This is a genomic window from Pseudomonas sp. P4_B4 (assembly GCF_056402255.1).
The window spans coordinates 35,368-57,213 of the sequence record NZ_JBFUHS010000017.1; the positions used below are offsets into that span (position 1 = coordinate 35,368).

The following is a 21,846-nucleotide window of genomic DNA, read 5'->3' on the forward strand; positions in this document are numbered from 1 at the left end:
TTGCACCCAAGTAACCGCAAGCGCTTATCGCCCGTTACTTGTCTTACCGTTGTCATTCAAGTCGCGGCGTTGAAGAACACCACATAAGCCAGGTATATGGTCACTCTCCCAATGCCGTCTCACTGCTGCGACTGCCTGCGTCCGGTTACGAACCCGTAGCTTGTACATAACATTCGTCATGTAGTGCTTGATGGTCTTCTCGCAGAGTTCAAGCTTGATCGCGACCTCGCGGTTAGTCAGGCCCTTCGATACCTCCCGGATAACTTGTTCTTCGCGATGGGTCAGCTCGACCTTTTGCTTATCACCGGCGTGCTTTCTGAAATTGCTTAACAGCTTGCTGGCCAGCTTGGGTGTAATGAAGGTTTCACCACCGGCAACATTTCTGATGGCTTGTACAAGCTCATGACCGCTTATGCCTTTCAACACATATCCTTGCGCGCCCGCTTCGAGGGCGGAATAGGCGTCCTCGATGGACTCAGATACCGTCAGCATCAAAATTTTGACTGCCGGCGAAGAAGCTGAGATCGCTCGCACGGCAGCAAAGCTATCGCCCGGCATGTTTAGATCCATCAGCAAAACATCCGGAGCAGAACGAGCGGCAATTTCCAGGGCATCATCGGCAGACTCGCCCTGTCCGACCACCTGAAAGTCAGCTATTTTCTTCAGCGCCATTGTGACCCCATCCCTTAACAGCGGGTGATCATCAACGATACCAATCTTGATCATGGAACTCATAGGAAGCTCCTCATAAGAGGCGATGGAGTTGCATGGTGGTGTCCGCGTTTCAATTTTCACCCCTCGCGTCATGCCGAATCGGCAAACCCAGTCATCTCCAGGATGTCCGGGACGACAGCGGTTGTGGGTACGAGGGGGGGGGTGCAACTAATGAGCCATTTCAATAGCGCGGAAAAAAATCCAAATGAATTAACCAGCTATTTCTGAGTGTTTGAAGCGAGAGAAAAGGTGAGGGGGGGAGTATTCCTCAAATCAGGTGGTAAACGCCCGGTTGGGTGGGTGAAATGCCCCATTTATGGAGACAGTAGCGGCCCTGTTTCACCGACCGCTTTTGGTCGGGGCTGCTTGCCCTGAGAGCGGGTTGATCGGACATTTTTAGCGAGTTGACGCGCCAGTCCTTTTTGCATCATGTCGTATCATGGATCATCCGTACGCCCAGGAGAGCCAATGCCCATATCAAATACAGGAATCCGCGCCCAGCAAGCGGACTTGACCCGTGCGCGTATTCTGAAGGCCGCCATACGTGTTTTCAGCCAGGACGGTTTCTCGGGAGGGCGCATCGAGAAAATCTCGAGACTGGCAAAATCCAATGACCGGATGATCTACTACTACTTCAAAAGCAAGGAGCAATTGTTCATCCGCGTACTGGAAAGTATCTACTGCAGCTTCAACGAAGCGCAGGGTCGCCAGCGTTTCGATCTCAGTGACCCGGTTGCCGCACTGCAGCAATTGATTGGTTTCGTGTGGAATTACTACATTCAACACCCGGAGTTCATCAGCATCCTCAACACCGAGAACCTGCACAAGGCGAGCCACTCCAGAAAGTCACCCGTGCTCAAGGCCCTTTCCGGAGAAGCGCTGGGTAATCTTGCGCCGATCATCGAATCTGGCCAGTCACAGGGCCTGTTTCGTCGAGACGTCACAATCAATCATGTCTACCTGCTCATTTCCTCGCTTTGTTATTTCTATAACTCCAACCTCCACACCCTGGGCGCGTTCCTGGACACCGACCTGACCCGCCGGGATGCCAGGGACCAATGGTTGAGCTATGCGTGCGACCAGGTGTTGCGGGGCCTTCGTAAAACACCGGAAATTGATCACTAGGCGTCTGTCTCAATGGCTGCCCGGATTGGCACGCAGCCACGCAACCTGTTTGGTCAGTTCTGGCCAGGCAGACTTCTGCGGGGCGAACTCTGCCCGCAGGTACGCCACCAGATCCGCTACCTGAGTGTCGGAAAAACTCGCCTTGAACGCCGGCATGTACCCCAGGTCACCGTTCGCCGGGCTTTCAATTCCCTGCAAAATCACCTGGATCAGGTTGTTGGGCCGCTCACCGTGCACGCCGGTGTTGGCCGCCATGGACGGGCTGACACCGAACAGAACCGGGCCGCCTTGCGCGGCACTGTGACAGCCCAGGCACGCGCCTTCGAAAATCCTCCGTCCTGCCGCCAGATCGGCCACCCGCAGGCTCACATTGACCTTGGCCGGCGTGCGCTGCGTGGCAAGTTTTTCACCCGGCAGCGATATCAGGTAATTGGCAATCGCCCGAACATCCGCCTCAGGCAGCGTCGCCAACCCGGACACCACCGGTCCCATGGGACCGGCTGCCACGCCATGCTCATTGGAGAAGCCCGTGCGCATGTACTCGACCAACTGCTCTTCGCTCCAGGGCACCGATGCTGTAGCCATGCCCGCCAGCGGTGGCGCTTCCCAGCCGTCGACAACCGCGCCCGCCAGAAACGCACGACCACCCCTCTCCGCCCCCATCAGGTTGCGCGGCGAATGGCAGGCCGCGCAGTGCCCCAGTCCATTGACCAGGTAGTTGCCGCGGTTCCACTGCTCGCTCTGCACGGGAACGTCCTGATACTCACCCCGGCCGAGAAACAAACTGTTCCAGCCAGCCATCAACGGGCGAACATTGAACGGAAAGCTCATGCTATTGGCCGGCGGCGTGCTCGATACCGCCGGTTGGGACATCAGGTAGGCGTAGAGCGCCTGCATGTCGGCCTCTTTCATGTTGCGAAAGGCCGTGTAGGGAAAGGCCGGATACAGGTGTTTTCCATCACGGCTGACCCCCTGGCGCATGGCTCGATCAAAAGCACTGAATGACCAGTTGCCAATACCCGTCGCCGGATCCGGAGTGATATTGCTGCTATAGAGCTTGCCGAACGGTGTGTCCATGGCCAGCCCACCGGCATTGACAGTGCCGTTGGGGCCGGTGTGGCAGACCGCACAATCACCCGTTTCAGCCAGCAGCCGGCCACGCTCCAGCGTGGCGGCGCTCCAGGTTCCCGCAGCGGGCGCTGCAACCCTGGGAATTTCCAGGCGCCACGGCATCGCCGTCAGGCCAATGCCCATGGCTGCGCCGAACAGGCCCGCGACCCCGCCGAATAGCCATTTACGCCGCTTCGATTTGACCGGGGCAGCGTAAGGCAAACCAATCGGGTCTTGAGGATCAGCTGGTTCTTTGAGCTTGAGCGCTGCCAGCACTCGCTCGGGCGTAATCGGCAGCTCACGAAAACGAATGCCCGTGGCATCGAAAATCGCGTTGGCGATAGCAGCTGCGCTGGGTACCGACGCGGACTCACCGGCCCCGAGGGGTGGCTCACTCTGACGTGGCATCATCATCACATCGACAGCCGGCAACTCGGGAAAGGTCAGAATCGGGTAACCGCCCCACTCCTTGCTCGACACCCGCGATTCCTCGAATGTCACCTGTTCCTTGAGCACCCGGCTGGTGGACTGTATGACATTACCGTGGATCTGATGCTGCACACCGGCCGGGTTGATCATCATTCCGGCATCATGCCCCACCACCACCCGGGTCACCGCCACCTCGCCAGTGGCCTTGTCGATCGCCACATCCGCCACCCACGCAGCCCATGCCGCACCGAAGCCCGGGAACTTGCTGTGGACGTAACGCGCATAGGCAAACCCGCGCCCACGCAGCACGCCATCTTCGGCCGGCGTCTGGCAGGGCTCGGTGCGCGGGGTCCAGGCCGCCCGCTGGGCAGTGGAGCGCACCAGCTCGGCAGCGCGCTCGTCCGGCAGGTAACGCAGGCGGTACTCTACCGGGTCAACCCCGGCCTCGAAGGCCAGCTCGTCGATATACGACTCATGGGCAAACACGTTCGGCAGCGCCGAGACCCCGCGCAACCAGGACGCCCGGACGATAGGCGCCATATCATTGATGCGCACGCGCAGCTCGGGGTACTCATAGTGGGGAATGGAGGTGCGGTCGCCCATTTCATAAATAACGGGTACAGGTTCTATACGGCCCGTCAGCAGCAATGCGAGGTTCGGCGCACCATTGGAGGGATAGCTGGTGCGAAAGTCATAGACCGCCAGATCGCCGGCAGCATCGATGCCGCCGTCCACCTCCATCAACTGGGCCGTGCCCTTGGGCTCCCAGACGTGCTCCTGTGCACGCGTCAATTGCACGCGCACCGGCTTGCCGACCGCCCGCGAAAGCAACAACGCATCGGCACACACGTCATCCGCGCAGTTGCGCCCATAACAGCCAGAGGCTTCCATGCGGATGATTTCGATCAGTTGTTCGTCACACTCCAGCAGCCAGGCCAGATCCGCCCGCAACAGGTGCGGGTTCTGCGTGCCAGACCACAGGAGCGTGCCCTCGGCATGGTAATCGGCTACCGCGCAGGACGGCCCGATGGAGGCGTGCAGTTGGTAGGGCCACAGATAGTTGCGAGTCAATCGACGGTTGACCGAGGCGAGCGCAGCATCGACATTGCCGGTGTCGTGCACGACCCTTTCGATGTGCGGATTGTCACGAATCGCCTGTTCGACATTCTGCAGATCCGGCAGGTGATGCTGCCAGGGTTTCCAGCTGACCTTGAGCTCATTCGCCGCCTTGATCGCCTGCTCCTCGCGCTCGGCGACCACGCCGACAAAATCGCCGATAACCACCACCGCCACAATGCCGGGCAGGTGCGCGATCGAAGACTCATCGACGCCGAGCAAACTGGTGCCGACAAAAGGGCCGGTGTCGTAGCCATCATAGGGCGGCCGAACCATGCGCCCATGCAGCATTCCGGGCACGCGCATGTCATGGACAAACGTGCACTCACCGGTGGCCTTGGCTGGAATGTCGATCCGGGAAGAACTCTGCCCGACCAGTCGATAGTCTTCGACTGCCTTGAGTGGCGCATTACCCGAAATGCTCAGCTCAACGTGCAGTCCCTTGATCAACGCCTCGAACGGAATCTGCCGGGCCTGCGGCCCCAGAATGCAGCCTGCCTCGATGCGCAAACTGGCGACTTCCACACCCCAGCGCTGCGCCGCCGCTTCCAGCAGCCAGCGGCGCGCCTCCGCCGCCGCATTGCGCAATGGAATCGCCGAGATCTGCAAGGTGGCGCTGGCAATGGTTGCACCCTGGTTAGGCGCCCGCGAAGTATCGCCGAGCACCATGCGCAATTGGTCCATGCGCAGGTCAAGCTCTTCTGCCACGATTTGCGCCAATGAAGTCTGTATACCGGTGCCCAGGTCTACGTGACCGTTGAAGGCATAGAACTTGCCGTTGTCGCACAAGGCAATAAACAGCCCAAGCTCCATGGGTTTGAGCACCGGCTGTTGGCCCTTGGGCACAGGCCCTGAGGGCGGCTGAATCTGATTGACCACCAGTAAAACGCCATCGCGTGCGCGCAGTTGCGCCTGGGTAGGAACAGTAGAAATTGCATCAGTCACAGTGAGGGCACTCCCGGCAAAGCTGAACGGCGCGCTGCACCGCCTTGAGAATTTCGAGGTGAGTGCCGCAGCGGCACAGGTTGGCCGCCAGCGCCCGCCGTATCTCTTCATCACTGGGAGCGGGGTTACGATCAAGCAGGGCCTTGGTGGTCATGATCATGCCATTGAGGCAATAGCCGCATTGGGCCGCCTGCTCCTCGATGAACGCCTGCTGAACCGGATGCAACAGCGTTCGGGAACCCAGCCCTTCGAGCGTGGTGATGTTGCGACCGGACATGCCGGCCCACGGCAACACACAGGAGCGCCCGGCCTTGCCATCGACAATGACGGTGCAGGCGCCGCATTCACCCAGCCCACAACCGTACTTGGGGCCGTTCAGCAGCAGGTCATTGCGAAGAATCAACAATAGCGGCGTGTCCGCCATGGCTGTGCAGCTCACGGCTTGCCCGTTGACCGTGCACGCAATACTGACCGGCGTTGTCGCAGAAACTTCCTTATTCATCATGTTACCAACCAACTCATGAAGTGCTTACTACATGAAAAGGCAAAATCGGTGCCAAGACCTGAATAGGAAGAAATTTACGAGGGTGCTTATGCCTGGCTGTCTTGCTCTTGCGGATCGTCAATCATTTTGCGCAACAGAAACATCAGGGCCACGCGCTCACCCGGGTTGAGGTTGCTCATGGTCAGCTCGCTGATCTCCTGAGCACAGGGAACCGTCTGCTCCACGGCCGCAAGGCCTGCCTCGGACAGGCTGACAATCACCTTGCGCTTATCCTGCTCATCGTGCCCCAGCACCACCAGGTCCCGGGCCTTCAAGCGCTCGATGATGCCACGTATGGTCGCCTGGTCGACCGCCGTCATCTTCACCAGCTCACTCAGGGAGCTGGGACCGTTATCGCGGATGGCACACAACGTAATGAACTGAACCGCCGTCAACTGCGACTCGCCGACGTTTTGCTGGAAGATCGCCATATGACGCTGGTAGGCCTTGCGCAGCCAGTGACCGACCTGATCGGTGTAGGAGTAATCGGTAGAACGCATTGTGGGGAGATGTCCGAGGAAACAGGAAGGGGACCTACGATAGCTCAACCCAAGCCTCGATGCGCGTTCAGACAGCCCCGCGAGCCGTATCGAAGCCGGGTTCGAGCCTGGTTCAACGAGCCCTGGAAGCTTCGGGCGCAACCACATCGCCCTGCAGCACCACGGCCTGATCATCAAGATAGATATCGCAATTGCGCAGCGGGATGTCCAGATGGCAAGGGGTTTTGCGCTTGCCGCCTACCTCGGTGTTGGGGCCAGTGGAGAACAGGAAGTTGCCATAGAACGCGCGGGCGTCCATGCACATCCCGTCGTTCTTGTCGTGCAGGCCCATCGCAGTCCATTGGGCGCGCGGCTGCAGGCCCCAACCGATGTGCGAGATGCCATACACCTCGGGATCCTTGAAATAGGCCATGTACTCACGCAGGTACTGGGCCTCGAAGCCGCCGTGAATACCGGTGATAAATCCCTTTTCGATTTCCAGGGTGATGCGCTCGCGACAGTAGTTCTTGAACGGCAATACGATGTCGCCAATGTCCAGCACCAGCACGCCTTCGGCGGTTTCCTCGTTGGGCCAGGAGAACAGAAAACCACTGGGCCAGTGATCCCAACGCCCCGGCTCGTCGGCAAAGCCGTACTCGGTCACCGCCGGATACTGACCCAGCGCCGCGCGAAAATCGCTGCCGGCACCAGAGCGCACAGTGATCGAGCGCGCGGCCTTGAGCATCTCTTCGGCCGCCAGTACCCGCACCTTGTCCGCTTCGCTCGGCAACATCCGCGCCAGCACTTCCGGGGGTTCCACCGCCAGCAGAATCCGCGTGCCGGTCTTGAGAATCTGCTCTTGCTCGGGGGAATGCAGCAGCATCATGGTGTCGATAATCAGGTCCGCTGCCTCCAGCGCCCGCTGGGCCGCCAGGTTGCCGGTCAATGCGGTATCCCCGCAATACGCGGTCATGTCATTGCCCATCGCCACCGGCGCATTGAAAGCCGGCAATTCCACGGCATACACCTTGGCGCCCAGCCGTTGCGCGGCCTCGGTGGCGGCCCGCACGGTACGCTGGTTGGAGTAGTGGCTTTTAAGCACGGCAACGCTTTGACTCGAGTCGACTCGCGAAAGCTTGAGCACGTGCTCGAACATCTGAACCAACTCACCATCACTGACAGCCATTTCGCTTCTCCTCTCGCTGATTAAACGCACCAAATCCGCGCGACCGGCGCTGAACTGGTGCAAATTTATAATGTACACATTGGTTATTGGCAAATATTAATCGATTTTATCTGTGACACAAGCCATTCATAACAATGGGAACATCGGTAACACAGCCCAGCTATACATGGTCAAAATGAAACACGAGCGCAAAAAAAGGCTGGCCGTAGAATTTTTGAACATCCACTTCCAAAAAAAATAAAAGAGTGCATACACTGTAATTGCGATCCGATCCCGCTCCCGGGTGATCGGCTTTGGAAGAGATGAGCGTTATGCGCACAACACAACGAATTGCCATCATTGGCGCCGGCCTCGGTGGCGCGGCTGCCGCTACTTCGCTGCAACAGGCCGGTTTTGAAGTGAATGTCTACGAACAGGCCCCAGCGTTCTCCCGGTTGGGTGCCGGCATCCATATGGGCCCGAACGTGATGAAGATCTTTCGGCGCATGGGCATTGAAAAGCAGCTGGAAAACATGGGCTCGCATCCCGACTTCTGGTTCAGCCGAAGTGCCGATGGCGAATACCTGTCCCGCATTCCCCTGGGCGAGTTCGCCCGCAAGGAATACGACGCGGCCTACATCACCGTGCACCGCGGCGATCTGCACGCACTGCAAATGTCGACCTTGAAACCGGGAAGCGTGCATTTCGGCAAACACCTGGCCAGTATCGAAGACACCGGCAGTGAAGTGCGCCTGCAATTCGCCGACGGCACACACGCCCAGGCCGACATCGTGATTGGTGCCGACGGCATCAATTCCAAAGTCCGTGAACATCTGCTGGGCGTCGAGGCTCCGACCTACAGCGGCTGGGTCGGACATCGCGCCCTGATCCCGAGCAGCAAACTGGCGAAGTACGACTTCAATTTCGAAGATTGCGTGAAGTGGTGGTCGGGGGACCGTCATCTGATGGTCTATTACACGACCGGCAAACGCGACGAGTACTACTTCGTCAGCGGGGTGCCCCAGGCTGAATGGGAAGGTGGCAACGCCAGCTTCATCGGCAGCTCCAAGGAAGAAATGTTCAACACCTTCAAGGGCTACCACCCTTCGGTACAGGCGCTGATCGAAAACGCCGAATCCATCACCAAATGGCCGCTGCTCAACCGCCAGCCCCTGCCCGTCTGGAGCAAAGGCCGGCTGGTGCTGCTGGGCGATGCCTGCCACCCGATGAAGCCACACATGGCCCAAGGCGCAGCCATGGCCATCGAAGACGGCGCGATGCTCGCACGCTGCCTGCAGGAAACCGGCCTGAACGACTACAGCACCGGCTTCCGGCTATATGAGGCCAACCGCAAGGAACGCGCCTCACGCGTGCAGACGATTTCCAATGCCAACACCTGGTTGCGCACCCAGGAAGATCCAGCCTGGGTCTTCGGCTACGACCTGTATTCCCACCCCCTCAAATCGGAATCGGCGGCATGAGCAACTTCCTCCATGGCGGCAACGTTCAGGCCAACGGCATTCGTCAGCACTATCTACGCTACGGCGGCAAAGGCCAGCCACTGCTGTTGATTCCGGGCATTACCAGCCCGGCCATCACCTGGGGGTTTGTGGCTGAACGCCTTGCCGAGCACTTCGATACCTACGTGCTCGACGCGCGAGGCCGCGGGCTATCGTCCACCGGGGAGCAACTGGCTTATGACACCGACACCTGTGCTGACGACATCCCGGCATTTGCCCAAGCGCTCGGACTGACCGACTACCACCTGCTTGGCCACTCCATGGGCGCGCGTTTTATTCTGCGTGCTGCAACTCGCCACCCACAGGCCCCGATCAGCCGCCTGGTACTGGTCGACCCACCTGTGTCAGGGCCCGGCCGACGCGAATACCCCGGCAAGCTGCCGTGGTACGTCGATTCGATTCGCCAGTCACTCAACGGCATGAACAGCGAGGACATGCGCACGTTCTGCCCGACCTGGACCGAAGAGCAGCGAACCCTGCGCGCCGAATGGCTGCACACCTGCCATGAGCCCGCCATCGTGAAGGCCTACGAGGACTTCCATACGGTCGATATCCATCAGGATTTCCCCTTGCTGACACGCCCCGCACTGTTGATGGTCGCTGGCAAGGGCGGGGTGATTCAGCCCGAAGACGAAGCCGAGATTCGCGCCTTGCAACCAGCCCTGCAGGTCAGCCACGTGAGGGACGCCGGGCACATGATCCCGTGGGACGATTTCGGCGGGTTTTTCGATGCTCTTGGCGACTTCCTCGACCCTTCATTCAACTGATACGGAGACACTCATGAACAAGCATTATCGCATCGGCCAGATTGTCCCCAGCTCCAACACCACGATGGAGACCGAAATCCCGGCCATGCTGACGGCCCGTCAGTTGATCCGCCCGGAGCGCTTCACCTTTCACTCTTCCCGCATGCGCATGAAGCACGTGAAAAAAGAAGAGCTGGCGGCCATGGATGCCCAGTCTGACCGTTGCGCGCTGGAGCTCTCCGATGCTCGAGTCGACGTGCTCGGTTACGCCTGCCTGGTGGCGATCATGGCCATGGGGCGCGGCTATCATCGCGAATCACAACAGCGCCTGGGGCAAGTGGTGCGCGACAACGAATCTGACGCATCAGTCATCACCAGTGCCGGCGCGCTGGTAGACGGGTTGAAGGTTCTGGGCGCCAAGCGTATCGCCCTGGTCGCCCCGTACATGAAGCCGCTGACTGAACTCGTGGTCGACTACATCGAGCATGAAGGCATCGAAGTCAAGGTCTGGCACGCCCTGGAAATCCCGGACAACCTGGCCGTGGCACGCCATGACCCGGCCAACCTGCCAGGGATAGTGGCCGACCTCGACCTGGAGGGTGTGGATGTAATCGTGCTTTCCGCCTGTGTGCAGATGCCTTCCCTGAGCGCCGTGGCCAAGGTCGAAGCCCAAACCGGCAAACCGGTGCTGACCGCTGCCATCGCCACCACTTACGCAATGCTCAAGGCGCTGGATCTGGAGCCGATCGTACCCGGCGCGGGCGCCCTGCTGTCGGGCGCTTACTGAGGATCTTGACATGGCCAGTGCACAGGACAACTACCAAGGCGTATGGGGCAATCGCATCGGTTTCGGCGACCGCCCCGCGCTGCTGATGATCGACTTCATGCAGGGGTACACCACCCGGGGCGCGCCCCTTTATGCACCCGGCGTTGTCGACGCTGTGGCCGAAAGCGTTGCGTTGCTGGCCAAGGCTCGTCAGGCAGGCATCCCGGTGATTCACACCAACATTCGCTATCATCCCGGCCATTTCGCCGATGGTGGCATGTGGGTGAAAAAGGCCCCGGTGATGAAGGACATGGTCGAGGGGAACCCTTTGGCCGCGTTCTGCCCCGAAGTACTGCCCCTGGCGGAAGAAGTAGTGCTGAGCAAGCAATACGCCAGCGCATTCTTCGGCACCTCCCTGGCACCGATGTTGCTGGCCAGCGGAATCGACACACTGATCCTTGCCGGCTGCTCTACCAGTGGCTGCATCCGGGCGACGGCCGTCGATGGCGTGCAACATGGTTTTCGAACCATCGTCGTGCGCCAGTGCGTCGGGGATCGGCACGAGGCGCCCCACGAGGCAAACCTGTTCGATATCGACAACAAGTACGGCGACGTCATCAACAAGCAGGAGGCACTGGATTACCTGAGCCGCCTCTGACGCACCGATGGTAACAACGACGCGGGCGCTGCATGGCTGCGCCTCGCTCGTGCACTGCCATCACACGGACGATGAAGAGCAAACCGCCTCTTGAGGTGGACACACAATAAAAAAGGCCGTCCAGAAGCCTATTTTCCTGAACTGCCCCCTATGAATCGCTTTGCGCCGCTGTGTTTTCGCGGCAGATCCAGGAGATCCATCATGTCATTCAGCGACGCCCCCACCGTGAGCCTGGCCCAGGCCACCACCACCGACACCTATCGCAAGATCGTCTGGCGACTGATTCCGTTTTTGTGCTTTTGCTACCTGGCGTCCTACCTGGACCGAATCAATGTCGGCTTCGCCAAGCTGCAGATGCTCGACACGCTACACATGAGCGAAACCGCCTATGGCCTGGGTGCCGGGCTGTTTTTCGTCGGCTATATCCYGTTTGAAGTGCCGAGTAATCTGGTGCTGGAAAAAGTCGGAGCGCGGCTCTGGATCGCACGCATCATGATCAGCTGGGGCCTGCTGTCGGGCCTTACCATGTTCGTCACCACCGAGTGGCAGTTCTACACCCTGCGCTTTTTGCTTGGCGCCGCCGAAGCCGGTTTTCTGCCAGGCGTGCTGTACTACCTGAGCCAATGGTTTCCCTCGTACCGCCGCAGCCGCATCATCGCCCTGTTCATGATCGGCCTGCCGCTTTCGAGCATGCTCGGCAGCCCGATTTCCGGCTGGATCATGGGCAACTTCAATGGCGTCGGCGGCCTGCACAGCTGGCAGTGGCTGTTCCTGCTCGAAGCCATCCCGACCGTGGTGCTGGGTCTTTTGTGCTTTGCCGTACTGCCCAATGGAATCCGCCAGGCCAAATGGCTGAGCGACAGCGAAAAAAGCGAGCTGGAAGCCGTATTGGCCAAGGACGAAAGCGAGAACACCGGCGGACATTCGTTCCGAGACGGCTTCTTCAACCTCAAGGTGTGGATGCTCGGCGGTATCGATTTCTCGATTCTGCTCAGCGCCTATGCCATGGGTTTCTGGTTACCGACGTTCATCAAGAACGCGGGCGTCTCCAACCCCGGCGACATTGGCTTGCTGGTGGCCATTCCGAGCCTGGCCGGGCTGATCGGCATGCTGGCCATCGGCGCCAGTTCCGACAAGCATCGCGAGCGCCGCTGGCACATCATCGTACCGTTTATCATCGGTGCGGCCTCGATGTTCATGGCGACGTTCTACACCCAGAATGTCGCGATCACCGTCCTGCTGTTCTCCCTGGCGTCGCTGACCATCATTGGTGCGGTGCCGGTATTCTTCAGCTTGCCGGCCACCTTCCTCAAAGGCACCGCGGCTGCCACCGGCTTCGCCCTGGCCTGCTCGGTTGCGAACATCGCCGGTCTGGTCAGCAACTCGCTGATGGGAGCGGTGATGGACCATTTCCACAGCCCACAGGTTGCCCTATGGTTCTTCGCCGCCTGCCTGCTTGCCAGCTCGCTGCTGGTGCTGGCGTTACCGGCCAGGATCGTCAATCGCTGAACTGTCCCGGCAGGGCACTACCTTGCCGCACCGGATAACCCGGCATTTCTGCAGCGGTCATCAGCGCGGCTTCCCGAGCAATCGGGAAGCCTTTCTCGTTGTATTGGTTTGCCCGTTATCAGGAAAGCTTCGCCCACTCGTCGCGCTGCATCACCTCGACAATGATGGGTACCGGCGTCATCAGGTGGGTGCGCATCATGGTTGTCGCTCGAAGGGTGTCGCGGGCCAGAATGGCTTCGACCAGCGCGGCATGTTCCTTGCGCTTCAACGCCAGGGCCTCTTCGGAGAACACCGTTTGCGTCAACCACAAGTGACGATAGCGCTCGGCCTGGTCGAACAGGTAAGTACGCGCCTGAAGTAATTGCCTGGAACCGCAACCCGCCGCGATGGCGCTGTGGAAGGCCTTGTGCCGCTCATCCCAAACGTCGAGCACCTTCTCACGGGTTGTCACGTCCATGACCTTTGACAAGGTATGAGACTGCGCCAGGATCTGGGCTTCCCAGGCGTCATCACCCCGCTCGATGGCCAGGCCCACGATCATGGCTTCAAGATTGGCGCGAGCATCATAGATGTCCTGCATCTCTGACAGCGACATGGGGGCTACGCGGTAGCCTTTCTGACTGATGACCACCACCAGGTGTTCTGCCACCAACTGCGAAAGTGCTTCGCGCAGCGGGCCGACACCCAGGTCATAGCGCTCCTTGAGCCCGCTCATGAGGAGTTTTTCACCGGGCTTGAATGTGCCACGGATGATGTCCAGCTTGAGCCGTTCATACCCGCTGAATGCAGAGTTGAGCCTGGGGGTGACGCTATCCAAGGTGCTGCTCCAGAACTTGCCAAACCCCAATCATACCCAAACATCTATCAGACGAAAAACATTCGACAAATTAAGATTTTGTCGCCTAATTATAAAAATGTAGACATTTTAGTTTTATGGCGATACTTTTCTTCTGCCAGATCCAGACCACTGCTGGAAGGCGCCAACCACTACCTTCGCCCGGGAGTTGCCATGAACGCCTTTACTCAAATTCAGGACCTTGTGATGCCTCTGCCATCGCAGAGCAAGGGCTTCACCCTTACCCCTTCCAACCAGTCGCCGCGCCTGCTTGAGCTGAAATTCGCCAAGGAAACCGTCGACGCGTTCGTCAAGGCGGTGGCCGAGTGGCCGGTCCAGGCACTGGAGTACAAGTCGTTCCTGCGTTTCCGCATCGCCCAGATCCTTGACGAGCTGTGCGAAGGCACCCTGCGCCCGGTGTTGGTCAACAACATCCTGGACCGCGCCACCGGTGGCATGCTGATCACGCCTGAAGGTTTGAACGACGTGTCCCAGGCCGATGACATGGTCAAGTTCTCCTCTGCAGTCGCCCACCTGATCGGTCGCTCCAACTTCGATGCCATGAGCGGCCAGTTCTACGCTCGCTTTGTGGTGCTCAACACCGACAACTCCGACAGCTACCTGCGTCAGCCACACCGGGTCATGGAACTGCACAACGACGGCACTTTCGTCCAGGAGCGCACCGACTACGTGATGATGATGAAGATCGACGAGCAGAACATGGAAGGCGGCAACTCCCTGTTGCTGCACCTGGATGACTGGGAAGATCTGCACCACTACTACACTCACCCACTGGCTCGCCGTGAAATGCGCTTCACCGCACCACCCAGCAAGAACGTGCGCGAAGACGTGTTCCACGCAGTGTTCGACAACGACGCCGAAGGTCGCCCGACCATGCGCTACATCGACCAGTTCGTGCAGCCCAAAGACTTCGAGGAAGGTATCTGGCTGAACGCCCTGAGCGAATCGCTGGAAGGCAGCCCGCAGAAACTGTCGGTACCGGTGCCGGTCGGCAGCTTCGTGCTGGTCAACAACATGTTCTGGCTGCACGGCCGTGACCGCTTTATCGCCCACCAGGGCCTGCGTCGTGAGCTGATGCGCCAGCGTGGCTACATCAGTTACCAGAAAACCCTGTACCAGCGCGGCCAATAAGGTTTGCCAAGGGTTGAACCGGCGAGGGCCGCCACGCGTGGTGGTGTTTCCAACAAGAACGTAATTCAGGTGGGTGCAGGCTAATGGCTGTGTACGACTTCATCATCATCGGTGCCGGCATCGTGGGCATGTCCACGGCCATGCAACTGGCCCAGGTTTACCCGGACGCCAAAATCCTCCTGCTGGAGAAAGAGTCCGGCCCGGCCAGGCACCAGACCGGCCACAATAGTGGCGTGATCCACGCCGGTGTCTACTACACCCCGGGCAGCCTGAAGGCGCGTTTCTGTCTGGAAGGCAATAAGGCCACCAAGGCCTTCTGCACCAAGCACAGCATCCCTTATGACGAGTGCGGCAAGCTGCTGGTGGCCACCAACGAGCTGGAAATGGAGCGCATGCGCGCGCTGTGGGAACGCACTGCAGCCAATGGCATCAAGCGTGACTGGTTGACGGCCGCCGAGCTGCGCGAGCGCGAGCCGAACATCGTCGGCCTGGGCGGTATCTTCGTGCCTTCAAGCGGCATCGTGAACTACGCCCAGGTCACTGCGGCCATGGGCGGCGAATTCGCAGCCGCCGGTGGCGAGATCCGCTACAACAGCGAAGTAGTCGCCATCGATGAGCGTCCCGATGAAGTGGTGGTGCGCTGCAGCGACCAGGAGCACCACGGGCGCTTCCTGATCACCTGCTCGGGCCTGATGGCCGACCGCGTTGTGCGCATGCTCGGAATGAAGCCGAACTTCATCATCTGCCCGTTCCGGGGCGAGTACTACCTGCTGCCCAAGCAGCACAACCAGATCGTCAACCACCTGATCTACCCGATCCCGGACCCGTCCATGCCGTTCCTCGGCGTACACCTGACCCGCATGATCGACGGCACCGTCACCGTCGGCCCCAACGCGGTGCTGGCGATGAAGCGCGAAGGTTATCGCAAGACCGATGTCTCGCTGTCCGATATGTTCGAAACCCTGACCACCCCGGGCATTCTCAAGGTGCTGAAGAAGAACCTGCGCCCCGGACTGATCGAGATGAAAAACTCGTTGTTCAAGGGCGGCTACCTCAAGCAAGTGCAGAAGTACTGCCCGAGCCTCACCAAGAGCGATCTCACCGCCTACCCGGCCGGTGTCCGAGCCCAGGCTGTCTCGCTGGACGGCAAGCTGATCGACGACTTCCTGTTCGTCAACACCGCTCGCAGCGTCAGCGTCTGCAACGCTCCGTCACCTGCCGCGACCTCCGCCATCCCGATCGGTGCGTACATCGTCGACAAGGTCCGCGAACAGCTCACAAGTTCTGGCGTCAGTTTTGTCAAACCCGCCCCTGTGGCGGCATCCATCGCAGCCCCCCATTAACGATAACCCAGCAGCGAGGAATCACGCGTGCAACTCAACGATCCGAAACTGTTCCGCCAGCAAGCCTATATCGACGGTGTATGGGTAGATGCCGACAACGGCCAGACCCTCAAGGTCAACAACCCGGCCACCGGTGAAATCATCGGCAGCGTACCGAAGATGGGCGCTACCGAGACCCGGCGCGCCATCGAGGCCGCCGACAAGGCATTACCGGCCTGGCGCGCCCTGACCGCCAAGGAACGCGCCAACAAACTGCGCAAGTGGTTCGACCTGATGATGGCCAACCAGGAAGACCTGGCCCGCTTGATGACCCTCGAACAAGGCAAGCCGCTGACCGAGTCCCGTGGCGAAATCGCTTACGCCGCCTCCTTCCTGGAGTGGTTCGGCGAAGAAGCCAAGCGCGTCTATGGCGACATGATCCCCGGTCACCAGGTCGACAAGCGCCTGATGGTGCTCAAGCAACCGATCGGTGTCACTGCGGCCATCACTCCGTGGAACTTCCCTTCGGCGATGATCACCCGCAAGGCCGGTCCGGCCCTGGCCGCCGGTTGCACCATGGTCCTCAAGCCTGCCTCGCAAACCCCCTACTCGGCCCTGGCCCTGGCGGAGCTGGCCGAGCGCGCCGGTATTCCGAAAGGCGTGTTCAGCGTGGTCACCGGCAGTGCCGGCGAAGTCGGCGCCGAGCTGACCGGTAACCCGATCGTGCGCAAGCTGACCTTCACCGGCTCCACCGAAATCGGCCGCCAGCTGATGGTCGAGTGCGCCAAGGACATCAAGAAAGTCTCGCTGGAACTGGGCGGCAATGCACCCTTCATCGTGTTCGATGACGCCGACCTGGACGCCGCCGTCGAGGGCGCGCTGATCTCCAAGTATCGCAACAACGGCCAGACCTGCGTCTGCGCCAACCGCCTGTACATCCAGGACGGTATCTACGATGCCTTCGTCGAAAAACTCACCGCCGCCGTGGCCAGGCTGAACATCGGCAACGGCCTGGAAAACGGCATCACCACAGGTCCCCTGATCGACGCCAAGGCCATGGCCAAGGTCCAGGAGCACATTGACGATGCCGTGAGCAAAGGGGCTCGTGTGGTCGCCGGCGGCAAGCCGCACGCCCTGGGCGGGACCTTCTTCGAGCCGACCGTGCTGGTCGATGTGCCGCGCAATGCTGCCGTCGCCAAGGAAGAAACCTTCGGCCCGCTGGCACCGCTGTTCCGCTTCAAGGATGAAGCCGAGGTGATCGCCATGGCCAATGACACCGAATTCGGCCTGGCCTCGTACTTCTATGCTCGCGACTTGAGCCGTGTGTTCCGTGTGGGCGAAGCGCTGGAATACGGCATCGTCGGCGTCAACACCGGGATCATCTCCAACGAAGTGGCGCCGTTCGGTGGCATCAAGGCCTCGGGCCTGGGCCGCGAAGGTTCCAAGTACGGCATCGAGGACTACCTGGAAATCAAATACCTGTGCATCGGTATCTGAGCCTCCACGCCGCCTGCGCTGCGTAACACCTGACGCCCCGCTTGCGGGGCGTCGCTTTGTTCGCGGTTCAAGGGCTCGGGTCAGTCAACATTGCGTGCAGCATGCGCGCCATCAACTTGGGCGTGTCCTCGTCAGTGAGGTAGCCCGGTCTTTCCAACAGCATGGCCCGAGGTAGCACCGACCAGGTCTGGTAAACCAGAAACTCTGCTTTTTCCCGGTCCTTGACCCGGATTTCGCTGGCGAAGCGTTTCATCAAGGCCGAACTCGCGGTGGCGGTCCAAAGCTGCTTGGCCTTGACCACATCCAGTCGCACCAGCTCGTCATAATGAGTGGAGCGCACGCTGAACCCAGGATCGTAGAGGGTTTTCTTGTGATGGGCGGCCAGTACGGCCCGCAAGGCCAGCAAAATCCCGTCTAACAGCGTGGTGCCAGACGGCAGCGCCATAATGTCGGCGTACAGTCCGATGCGGGCTTCAGTCCGGTAATCATCAAACACTGCAGCGATCAACGACTCCATCGTCGGGAAGTACTCGTAGATCGAACTGATCGCCACCCCTGAGTCTTCGGCCAGGCGCATGGCGTTCAAGGCTTCCCGCCCTTCGCTTTCGAGAATCTGCCGGCCGGCCTGTTTGACGGCCGTGACCAGCGCGATCGAGCGTGCCTGCCGCGGTTCCTTGCGCGGCTGGGCAGGAATTTCGACCTGCACGCCCGGCTTGTCAGGGGTTGGTTTGGTCATGGTGTCCTCTCCAGAATGCCGCTCATTGCCACCGTGGCAAAACCGACAAGCAGCAAACTGGAGTATGACCGAGCCGACTCGCTTAGTCAGCGAGTCTCGCGAGTACACAACGCACCGTTTCCGGGATGGGCACCGAGGTGTTGCTGGCGCGGTCGACGTACACATAGACGATATGGGCTGCTGCGGCCGCTTCATGCTCATCGTTGCGAAACAGTGCCAGCTCGTAGCGTGCGCTGCTGTTACCCAGGTGGGATATTTTCATTGCGACATTGACCTGATCGGGGAAGCCGATGGACGCAAAGTAGGTGCAACCGGAATTGACGATCAACCCGATCACCGGGCTGTTGGCAATGTCCAGGGTGCCCTGTTCGACCAGGAACGCCGTGATCGCCGACTCACAGTACGAGTAGTAGACCACGTTGTTCACATGCCCAAAGGAGTCATTGTCACCAAAGCGCGTCGGCACTTTGGTGAAATGGCGAAACTCGTCCCGGCACGGCCGTTTGAGTTTGTTGCTCATAGGATTTCCCTGTAGATCGAGCGCACATCTTCCAGGCACAGCTGCCGCGGATTGTTGCCGAGCAGGCGCTGCTGCTTCATCGCATCGATAGCCAGCGCCTCGATGTCGGACTCGACGATGCCCAGGTCACGCAAGCGGGTCGACAGGCCCAGTTCACCGGCCAGGGTGCCAAGGTAGTTGGCCAGCGTAGCGGCTTTTTCTGTATCGGTACCCAGGATGCCAGGCAGGACGATATCGGCCAGTTGCGCATACAGCGGCGCCACCGCCTCGAGATTGAAGCGCATCACCGGCCCCAGCACCAGCGCATTGGAAAGGCCGTGCGGTATATGGAAACGTGCGCCGAGGGGATACGCCAGGGCATGCACCGCCGCCACCGGTGCGTTGGCGAACGCCATACCCGCCAGGCAGGCACCCAGCAACATGTTCTCCCGCGCTTGCAGGTTGCTGCCATCCAGGCAGGCCTGGAACAGACTGCCGGACAATAGACGCAGCGCCTCTTGTGCCAGGCAATCGGAAATCGGATTCTTCAGGTTCCTGGTGGTATAGGCCTCGATGGCATGGACCATGGCATCGATACCGGTCGCTGCAGTGACGTGGGGCGGCAGGCCAAGGGTCAGCTCCGCATCCAGCACCGCCAGGTCGGGCAACAGCATTGGCGAGTAAACCACGTTCTTCTCACCGGCACCGGTGGTCACGACCGAGACCGAAGTCACCTCCGAACCGGTCCCTGCCGTGGTCGGCACCAGAATCAGCGGCAGGCGCGGGCCCTTGGTCTGGTTGATGCCATAGACTTGACTCAACGACTCGCCACTGCTCGCCAACAGCGCGGCCAGCTTGGCGGCATCCAGCGAACTGCCGCCGCCCAGCCCCACCACGCAATCGGCGCCACAGGTTTTCGCGGCATCCACCGCAGCCAGGATCACCGACTCCGGCGGGTCGGCCTGTACCTGGGAAAACACGCTGACGGCTATGTCCTGGCCCTCGAAACCGGCGAGCACCGCATCCAGTAGCCGAGCCGCAATAACCCCCGCATCGGTCACCAGCAAAACCGATTTGCAGCCCCTGGCGCGAACATGATCGGCGAGCCGGGTCGCAGCACCGCGTTCGATGATCATTGATGGAGTGGTTTGAAATACCATTTTCAACATGGAAGCCTCACGAATAGGTGTGTGTTGCGTTGAGTTTTCATGGCGATTGCAAAGCCCATACGCCAACCGGAAACCCCTCACGAATAGCCGTCTGAGTGGCAGCGCTCCCCTCATTGACAGGAGTGAGCGAGACAGAGTGTATGCCAGCCCACTTCCTGATCCCGCCTGAAATCCGGTCACCCACCCCGAATCCGGAACGGCCTGCACGGGCATCTCGACACGCTTACTTTTTTCCTTGTTTTTCAGTTACTTGAGCGACATCGACCGGCACATGAATCCGGAACAAATTCCGAGGCGGCATCCCCATACTTGAGCCGCACCCTTCCCCGGCCTCGCCGGTTCCCACTAGTCGAGTAGCGAGCCAGAAAATGCCCACTGCACAACTGTCGATAGAACAAAAAACCCAGCAGCTGCTGAACAACCCGGCAGAATTGGTCAACTATTCCCAGCAAGCCTGGAACCATTTGCCCCGCGCCGAAATCGACGCGCTACAACTCAACGCCCTGAAGCAACGCTTCGAAGAACTCCGCGAGCGCATACCGGTACTGAAGAAACTCGCCGACGCCCAAGGCGTGGAAAAGATCGAGCAACTCGACGACGTAGTGCCGCTGCTGTTCGAACACACCGTTTACAAGTCCTACCCGCCATCGTTGCTGGAGAAGCGCAGCTTCGGCCAGATCAACAAATGGCTGGGCAAACTGGTGACGCCAGAGGTTGCCGAAGCCATCGCCGCGGTCAACGTCAGCGATTGCCAAGGCCTGGATGACTGGTTCGAGACCATGGACGAAGGCGTGCCGCAGCTGCGCATCAGTCACACCTCGGGCACTTCCGGCACCCTGTCGTTCCTGCCCCAGGGTGTACATGAGTGGGAAAAATTCGCTCAACTGCGCAAGATGATGGTGTGGAACATGGAGGGTCCGGACACCCCGGAGCCCAACTTGCACACGATCTACCCTTACTACCGCAAGGGTTACCTGAGCCATGTGCGCGTCCATGCCGCCATGATTCCAGCACTGTTGCCGGACGAATCGCATTTCCATGCCGCTTACCCGACCACCCTCAGCACCGACGTGCTGCACCTGGGGGCCAAGCTGCGCGCGGCACAGTCCAAAGGCACCCTCGACCGCCTGGTGATCAGCCCGGAACTGCTGGAAAAGAAGAAGGCTTTCGACCAGTTGCAAGCCGACATGCCACAGCACCTGGCGACCTTCTTCGATCATATGTCCACCAAGCTCAATGGTCAGCGCGTGTACATCGGCGCGACCTGGAACCTGCTGCACAGCATGGCCAAGGCCGGCCTTGCGCGGGGCCTGGAAGGTGTCTTCCACCCTGACTCGTTCGTGCACACCGCCGGTGGCGGCAAGGGTGTCGTACAACCCGAGGGCTGGCGTGAAGACGTGCTGCGTTTCACCGGTGCCAAGACGCTCAACGAATCCTACGCAATGTCCGAAATCGTCGGCGGCGCCCACGCGCGGTGCGAAGCAGGCCACTTCCACTTCGCCCCCACCGTCGTCCCCTACCTGCTCGATCCAGAGACCAGCAAGCCACTGCCGCGCAAAGGCCGCGTGACCGGTCGTGCAGCCTTCTTCGACCTCGGCGCCGAGATCCGCTGGGGCGGCTTTATTACCGGCGATGAAATCACCGTCGAATGGGACAAGCCTTGCGCATGCGGCCGGCCGAGTTGCTACGTCGTCGGGCCGATCCAGCGCTACAGCGAACTCAATGGTGGCGACGACAAGATCACTTGTGCAGCAACAGAAGACTCCCATCGCCAGGCGATGGATTTCCTGAACACATTAGAGGGCTAACC

19 protein-coding genes are annotated in these 21,846 nt (G+C 60.0%); 10 read left to right on the forward strand and 9 right to left on the reverse strand.

Annotated features, from left to right (window positions below):
• Positions 1–24: 24 nt before the first annotated feature.
• Complete coding sequence (locus AC1DVE_RS18750; protein WP_223454543.1) at positions 25–735, reverse strand: response regulator; 711 nt, start codon at positions 733–735, stop codon at positions 25–27.
• Between the two features lie 447 nt (positions 736–1,182).
• Between AC1DVE_RS18750 and AC1DVE_RS18755 the strand changes: the two genes are divergently transcribed.
• Entirely contained in the window at positions 1,183–1,839 is a 657-nt protein-coding gene (locus AC1DVE_RS18755) for a TetR/AcrR family transcriptional regulator (protein WP_223454545.1), read from the forward strand.
• A gap of 9 nt (positions 1,840–1,848) precedes the next feature.
• Here the strand turns inward: AC1DVE_RS18755 and AC1DVE_RS18760 are convergent, their stop codons facing one another.
• From AC1DVE_RS18760 to AC1DVE_RS18775, 4 genes are all read right to left on the reverse strand, one after another.
• Positions 1,849–5,439, reverse strand: coding sequence for a molybdopterin cofactor-binding domain-containing protein (locus tag AC1DVE_RS18760; RefSeq protein WP_477784118.1), 3,591 nt, complete (start codon positions 5,437–5,439; stop codon positions 1,849–1,851).
• Positions 5,432–5,941, reverse strand: a complete 510-nt coding sequence (locus AC1DVE_RS18765; protein ID WP_223454657.1) for a (2Fe-2S)-binding protein — start codon at positions 5,939–5,941, stop codon at positions 5,432–5,434. Before AC1DVE_RS18765 ends, AC1DVE_RS18760 begins: the two co-directional genes overlap by 8 nt.
• Before the next feature lie 89 nt (positions 5,942–6,030).
• Positions 6,031–6,483: a MarR family winged helix-turn-helix transcriptional regulator gene (locus AC1DVE_RS18770; protein WP_223443300.1), complete on the reverse strand. Its 453-nt coding sequence runs from the start codon at positions 6,481–6,483 to the stop codon at positions 6,031–6,033.
• 112 nt (positions 6,484–6,595) lie between these two features.
• A complete protein-coding gene (locus AC1DVE_RS18775; protein ID WP_223443310.1) occupies positions 6,596–7,648 on the reverse strand; it encodes a 2,5-dihydroxypyridine 5,6-dioxygenase NicX family protein in 1,053 nt (350 codons plus the stop codon).
• A 311-nt stretch (positions 7,649–7,959) separates the two neighbouring features.
• Between AC1DVE_RS18775 and AC1DVE_RS18780 the strand changes: the two genes are divergently transcribed.
• The 5 genes from AC1DVE_RS18780 to AC1DVE_RS18800 all read left to right on the forward strand — a co-directional run bounded on the left by AC1DVE_RS18780 (position 7,960) and on the right by AC1DVE_RS18800 (position 12,826).
• Complete coding sequence (locus AC1DVE_RS18780) at positions 7,960–9,108, forward strand: FAD-dependent monooxygenase (protein WP_223454549.1); 1,149 nt, start codon at positions 7,960–7,962, stop codon at positions 9,106–9,108.
• Positions 9,105–9,914 carry an alpha/beta fold hydrolase gene (locus tag AC1DVE_RS18785; RefSeq protein WP_223454551.1) on the forward strand — a complete coding sequence of 270 codons (810 nt, stop codon included), beginning with the start codon at positions 9,105–9,107 and terminating at the stop codon, positions 9,912–9,914. Before AC1DVE_RS18780 ends, AC1DVE_RS18785 begins: the two co-directional genes overlap by 4 nt.
• Positions 9,915–9,927: 13 nt before the next feature.
• Positions 9,928–10,680, forward strand: coding sequence for a maleate cis-trans isomerase family protein (locus AC1DVE_RS18790; protein WP_223454553.1), 753 nt, complete (start codon positions 9,928–9,930; stop codon positions 10,678–10,680).
• 10 nt (positions 10,681–10,690) lie between these two features.
• Complete coding sequence (locus AC1DVE_RS18795; protein WP_223531908.1) at positions 10,691–11,317, forward strand: N-carbamoylsarcosine amidohydrolase; 627 nt, start codon at positions 10,691–10,693, stop codon at positions 11,315–11,317.
• A 201-nt stretch (positions 11,318–11,518) separates the two neighbouring features.
• A complete protein-coding gene (locus tag AC1DVE_RS18800; RefSeq protein ID WP_477784119.1) occupies positions 11,519–12,826 on the forward strand; it encodes an MFS transporter in 1,308 nt (435 codons plus the stop codon).
• Between the two features lie 118 nt (positions 12,827–12,944).
• Here the strand turns inward: AC1DVE_RS18800 and csiR are convergent, their stop codons facing one another.
• The gene (gene csiR, locus AC1DVE_RS18805; RefSeq protein WP_223454556.1) at positions 12,945–13,643 is read right to left on the reverse strand and encodes a DNA-binding transcriptional regulator CsiR; all 699 of its coding nucleotides are present in this window, start codon (positions 13,641–13,643) and stop codon (positions 12,945–12,947) included.
• 192 nt (positions 13,644–13,835) lie between these two features.
• Between csiR and glaH the strand changes: the two genes are divergently transcribed.
• From glaH to gabD, 3 genes are all read left to right on the forward strand, one after another.
• Positions 13,836–14,813 (forward strand): glutarate dioxygenase GlaH, encoded by a 978-nt coding sequence (gene glaH, locus AC1DVE_RS18810; RefSeq protein ID WP_223531910.1) that lies wholly within the window; start codon positions 13,836–13,838, stop codon positions 14,811–14,813.
• A gap of 89 nt (positions 14,814–14,902) precedes the next feature.
• On the forward strand, positions 14,903–16,156 hold the full coding sequence (gene lhgO, locus AC1DVE_RS18815) for an L-2-hydroxyglutarate oxidase (protein WP_223454659.1): 1,254 nt from the start codon (positions 14,903–14,905) through the stop codon (positions 16,154–16,156).
• 27 nt (positions 16,157–16,183) lie between these two features.
• Entirely contained in the window at positions 16,184–17,632 is a 1,449-nt protein-coding gene (gene gabD / locus AC1DVE_RS18820) for an NADP-dependent succinate-semialdehyde dehydrogenase (RefSeq protein WP_223531912.1), read from the forward strand.
• Between the two features lie 67 nt (positions 17,633–17,699).
• Here the strand turns inward: gabD and AC1DVE_RS18825 are convergent, their stop codons facing one another.
• The 3 genes from AC1DVE_RS18825 to AC1DVE_RS18835 all read right to left on the reverse strand — a co-directional run bounded on the left by AC1DVE_RS18825 (position 17,700) and on the right by AC1DVE_RS18835 (position 20,036).
• Positions 17,700–18,368 carry a TetR/AcrR family transcriptional regulator gene (locus AC1DVE_RS18825; protein ID WP_223531914.1) on the reverse strand — a complete coding sequence of 223 codons (669 nt, stop codon included), beginning with the start codon at positions 18,366–18,368 and terminating at the stop codon, positions 17,700–17,702.
• Between the two features lie 82 nt (positions 18,369–18,450).
• On the reverse strand, positions 18,451–18,888 hold the full coding sequence (locus AC1DVE_RS18830; protein ID WP_223531916.1) for an acyl-CoA thioesterase: 438 nt from the start codon (positions 18,886–18,888) through the stop codon (positions 18,451–18,453).
• Positions 18,885–20,036, reverse strand: coding sequence for an iron-containing alcohol dehydrogenase (locus AC1DVE_RS18835; protein WP_477784120.1), 1,152 nt, complete (start codon positions 20,034–20,036; stop codon positions 18,885–18,887). Before AC1DVE_RS18835 ends, AC1DVE_RS18830 begins: the two co-directional genes overlap by 4 nt.
• A 368-nt stretch (positions 20,037–20,404) precedes the next feature.
• On the opposite strand from AC1DVE_RS18835, the gene AC1DVE_RS18840 reads away from it, so the two are divergent.
• Positions 20,405–21,844 carry a phenylacetate--CoA ligase family protein gene (locus tag AC1DVE_RS18840; protein ID WP_046038013.1) on the forward strand — a complete coding sequence of 480 codons (1,440 nt, stop codon included), beginning with the start codon at positions 20,405–20,407 and terminating at the stop codon, positions 21,842–21,844.
• Positions 21,845–21,846: the final 2 nt, after the last annotated feature.

Bases quoted from the DNA above. Each gene is read 5' to 3' on its own strand.
- AC1DVE_RS18750 (WP_223454543.1), bottom strand. From the start codon at position 735: ATGAGTTCCATGATCAAGATTGGTATCGTTGATGATCACCCGCTGTTA.
- AC1DVE_RS18755 (WP_223454545.1), top strand. From the start codon at position 1,183: ATGCCCATATCAAATACAGGAATCCGCGCCCAGCAAGCGGACTTGACC.
- AC1DVE_RS18765 (WP_223454657.1), bottom strand. From the start codon at position 5,941: ATGAATAAGGAAGTTTCTGCGACAACGCCGGTCAGTATTGCGTGCACG.
- AC1DVE_RS18770 (WP_223443300.1), bottom strand. From the start codon at position 6,483: ATGCGTTCTACCGATTACTCCTACACCGATCAGGTCGGTCACTGGCTG.
- AC1DVE_RS18775 (WP_223443310.1), bottom strand. From the start codon at position 7,648: ATGGCTGTCAGTGATGGTGAGTTGGTTCAGATGTTCGAGCACGTGCTC.
- AC1DVE_RS18780 (WP_223454549.1), top strand. From the start codon at position 7,960: ATGCGCACAACACAACGAATTGCCATCATTGGCGCCGGCCTCGGTGGC.
- AC1DVE_RS18785 (WP_223454551.1), top strand. From the start codon at position 9,105: ATGAGCAACTTCCTCCATGGCGGCAACGTTCAGGCCAACGGCATTCGT.
- AC1DVE_RS18790 (WP_223454553.1), top strand. From the start codon at position 9,928: ATGAACAAGCATTATCGCATCGGCCAGATTGTCCCCAGCTCCAACACC.
- AC1DVE_RS18795 (WP_223531908.1), top strand. From the start codon at position 10,691: ATGGCCAGTGCACAGGACAACTACCAAGGCGTATGGGGCAATCGCATC.
- glaH (WP_223531910.1), top strand. From the start codon at position 13,836: ATGAACGCCTTTACTCAAATTCAGGACCTTGTGATGCCTCTGCCATCG.
- AC1DVE_RS18825 (WP_223531914.1), bottom strand. From the start codon at position 18,368: ATGACCAAACCAACCCCTGACAAGCCGGGCGTGCAGGTCGAAATTCCT.
- AC1DVE_RS18830 (WP_223531916.1), bottom strand. From the start codon at position 18,888: ATGAGCAACAAACTCAAACGGCCGTGCCGGGACGAGTTTCGCCATTTC.
- AC1DVE_RS18835 (WP_477784120.1), bottom strand. From the start codon at position 20,036: ATGTTGAAAATGGTATTTCAAACCACTCCATCAATGATCATCGAACGC.
- AC1DVE_RS18840 (WP_046038013.1), top strand. From the start codon at position 20,405: ATGCCCACTGCACAACTGTCGATAGAACAAAAAACCCAGCAGCTGCTG.